This window comes from Lentilactobacillus sp. (assembly GCF_040773105.1).
GTDB classification, from domain to species: Bacteria; Bacillota; Bacilli; order Lactobacillales; family Lactobacillaceae; genus Lentilactobacillus; species Lentilactobacillus parabuchneri.
Map to the genome: position 1 here is coordinate 1 of NZ_JAXGWW010000207.1, position 3,697 is coordinate 3,697.

Annotated in this window: 2 protein-coding genes and 2 pseudogenes; all 4 read right to left on the reverse strand. The window is 40.4% G+C overall.

The genetic code is table 11. The annotated features are described in order from the left end of the window. Nucleotides 1–621: 621 nt before the first annotated feature. The gene (locus AB3112_RS09380) at nt 622–1,302 is read right to left on the reverse strand and encodes a hypothetical protein (protein WP_084973160.1); all 681 of its coding nucleotides are present in this window, start codon (nt 1,300–1,302) and stop codon (nt 622–624) included. Nucleotides 1,303–1,598: 296 nt separating this feature from the next. Continuing rightward, nucleotides 1,599–2,240 carry an SDR family oxidoreductase gene (locus AB3112_RS09385; RefSeq protein WP_084973162.1) on the reverse strand — a complete coding sequence of 214 codons (642 nt, stop codon included), beginning with the start codon at nt 2,238–2,240 and terminating at the stop codon, nt 1,599–1,601. Between the two features lie 93 nt (nt 2,241–2,333). After that, nucleotides 2,334–3,158, reverse strand: a pseudogene (locus AB3112_RS09390) (aldo/keto reductase). 162 nt (nt 3,159–3,320) lie between these two features. Continuing rightward, nucleotides 3,321–3,697: pseudogene (locus tag AB3112_RS09395) on the reverse strand (S-layer protein); the annotation flags it as partial.

Genomic DNA, 3,697 nt, shown 5'->3' on the forward strand with positions numbered 1-3,697 from the left:
CCATTCAAATTAAAACTTCTAAACTAATTGTACGCAACTTTTCGGACCGCAACAATCAAAAACACGCCAAAGCAGACAAAAAGAAAGTCCTGCTCGCATACAGGACTTTCTTAGGGAAATTTATATTTCATATTGAGGGGTATTTCATTTTAAAACATATTGAGGGGTAATTCTTGTTCATTTCATATTGAGGGGTATTTCATGAAGTTAAGAATTTTGTTAATCTTGTTGGGTATTTCTTAGTAATTATTTGAGGGTGAATATATTTTATTGTGAAACGCTAGTGATTCTGAATTTTCTCCATGGCATCAGTCCTTTCAATGTTGTGGTGAGTTTCAGCGCACAGTCTTTAATTAACTCGGAACTTTGGTTTTAGTAGCAGCTCCAAACAACAAACCTCGGATGTCGATTGGAACTGTGCGTCTGGTACTTAAACTTGGATTTTGTTTTAGGCATTTGCAGCGAATCCTTCCTTTCGAATGTCAATTTGTTTTGAAGCTGGTCAATTTTTTAGGGGTTTGGTTCGGTAATTCGATGTTGCCTCCTCTCTTATTTGATTGTCTATAGATTACAGCAGCCAACTTAAACGAAGCTTAAATCAACTTTTAAATTTCAATTTTTTTAGTCAACGGACAAACCGCCGGTGTAATGGGTTGATTGGCTAGTGTAAACTCTCAGTGTATACGTGCCTTTTGGTGCCTTAAATGAACCACTGATCGAGCCTGAAGAAGCATTGATAGTTTTGTAAAGACTGCCATCCTTATAAATTTTGATTTGGAACGGCTTGCTGCTTGCAGACCCATCTGATTCATAGGTATTAACAGAATACTTAACATTAACATCCTGGTTTGCGTGGGAATTCTTTACAGAAGTTTTAAATCCGGCGTTTTCACTCTTATAGGAAGCCCCCGTTAATCGAGGTGCCCGCTGGTCAAAGTTCGTTGATGTTGCATTGTTGGTTTTTGTAGCAGTTTGATTATTTGAACTTTGCTTGTTGGTATTGTTATTTTGGTTATTCGTGGCTGGCGTCTTCTTACTAGTGGTTTCCGATTGGTTTGCGTTTTGATTGGACTTGGTTGCTGAATTGCCAGCCGTATTCTTTTGGCTTGTCGATTGATTATCTTTATTTTGTGTGGCTGACGTTTTCGTACTATTTTGCTTTGTTTGATTACCTGCCTTAGTAGACTGTTGAGTTTGCTGGTTGGGGGTAACTGCCGCGTGTGCAGTGACACCTGCGACTGCACTTGTTGTAAAGATTCCCATTGCTGCTCCGGTTACGTATAAGATGTTTTTTAAATTCATATTGATGATCTCCTTTATTTTTGAGTTTTTAGTTTTTGTAATTAGTTATTCGTTAGTTGGTTTTAGTTGTCTGCACTATGGCTGATGTGTCATTGGCATTGCTCCTTTCGTTATTGATTGTTACCAGATTATCGTTGGCAGCTTAAACGCAACTTAAAAACGGAAACCAACGTCAAAAAGTCGACATTCCTTACGAAAAACGCAAACCTTTTTAGGAAGTCATAATGTTTAGGCAAAAAAATAGGATAGGCACAGTGGCTTATCCTAAGTTCGATACTATATTTGATTCTGAATAGTTAATAAAAAGATGGCTTGTCCCCATCAGTGTTTGGCTGATTAACCCCAAGTGAATGGCGAATTTCCTTACTTGGATCATTAATTAAGCTGACCACCAAGTCGGCAATACTCTTTCTTGAAACCTCAGTTCCTTTAAATGGTTCACCCTTTTGTGTCGTTTCATAACTGACAATATCTTTGTTGGATAACCAGGCAGGACGAATGATTGTGTAATCCAGATCGGATTCCTCAATCACTTTAGCAGCGGCGCCATAGGTTTCCAAATAACCGCCATCCAACTGTTGATGATTCCATTTGCCAAAGTTGCCAGGTACTTCGTCATAGATCCCCAAAGTCGAAATCCAGATCAATCGTTGAACATTAGTCCGATCAATGGCAGAGACAACTGCTTTTGCTTGATCCTCAATATTTTTACCGCTCAGATTAGCATACACAATGTCAATGCCATCCAGTGCTTTAATTAATTCGCCCTTATCAGCTGCGTCTCCTTCAATCACCGTTTCGCGTTTTGAATCAGTCACTTTCAGGCGATCGGCATTTCTAAGAAACAGCGTTAAATGATGATCCGTTTCAGCCAACAATTGTGTTTCCACAAGCTGGGCAATCTTTCCATGAGCACCTAAAATTAATACATTTGCCATAAATTACATTCCCCTTTTCAAATAGTGTCTACTTCCACTATAACAAACATTTAAAAAAACGGGTCGCCAAAGCTTGGCAATCCGTTTTTACGATTAAATATCTGTCGAAGTTAAACTGTTTAAAACTTTCATATCTGCTGAACTGACTTCAAAATCCAGCTCGGTATTATTTTTGATATGTGTTTCATGGGTGGCTTTCGGCAATGGCAGAACATCGTTTTGAAGAACAAACTTTAATGCCAACTGAGCCACGCTGACACCGTACTTTTTAGCAATCTGCTTAATATCTTGATTTTCAAGAATGCCGCCGGTCGCAAGTGGTGAATAAGCCTCCACCAAGATGTCATTGTCTTTAGCAAACTGAGTCGTTTGAGGTTCGGTGTAGCCAACGAAGTAGCGAATTTGGTCCACCATTGGCTTAACGTCTTCGTGGTCATATATATTCTGTTAGTCGTGAACATTGAAATTGGAAACGCCAATCGCCTTAACGTCGCCACTAGCATAAATATCTTGCATGGCTTTCCAGACTTCAACGTTGGCTTCATCGTAATTGGTAGACCCACGTTCACCCCATGGCCATGGTGCGTGAATCAAATATAAGTCCAGATATGACAGGTTCAAGGCCTTCATGGTAGAACGAAAATCAGCAATCGCACCGTCATAAGACTTGGTAGCGGCTGGTAATTTTGACGTCACGAAGACACTTTCCCGATCGACATCAGAATCGAGGATGGCTTCACCAACACTCTTTTCGTTTCGATAGGCTTTGGCAGTATCAATGTGGCGATAACCGGCTTGAAGTGCCATACTGACGGCATCATAGGTATCCTGGCCGCCGGGTATCTGCCAGGTTCCGAAACCAACTTTTGGAATTGCAATGCCATTATTTAATTCATAGGTATCAGTTAAAATCGACATTTAAAATGCCTCCTTTTGCTTTTTGCGAGTAGTTATATTATGAACCTTCACACGAAAAAACGCGAGAAATCGCATTTTTGTAGTCGAGTGGGCCAAATAATATCGAAGTACCAAAAAGAGGTCGAGTCAAAACTGATACTTTGGGCCCGGCCCCTCATCTATTTATCTTTGTGCCTGCGTATAGTAAAGTTTTAAGGTATCGCCATATTTGGCAGAAGCGTTGGCAGCCACCGTAGCTGATTTATTGAAATAATAAGTCGGTGTAGACGTTGTGCCATCAGCGTTGGTAACCGCGACACCAGTGAGTGTTGCCAACTTGTTAGAATCACTAAAGATCGTATTATCAAATACTTTGGCAGGAACCGTTCCCTGGGTATTACTTGAAAAGACGGCCATTTCAGCATCTGTCAAAATTGGATAGGTGTTCGCCTTCAACTGTGAAGGGCTAATCTGTTGACCCGTATTCGTCAGATAATAGGCCACGGGTGACGTAAAGTTCATGGTCACCGGATCAACGTAGATGAGATAGTCGTTGGTCC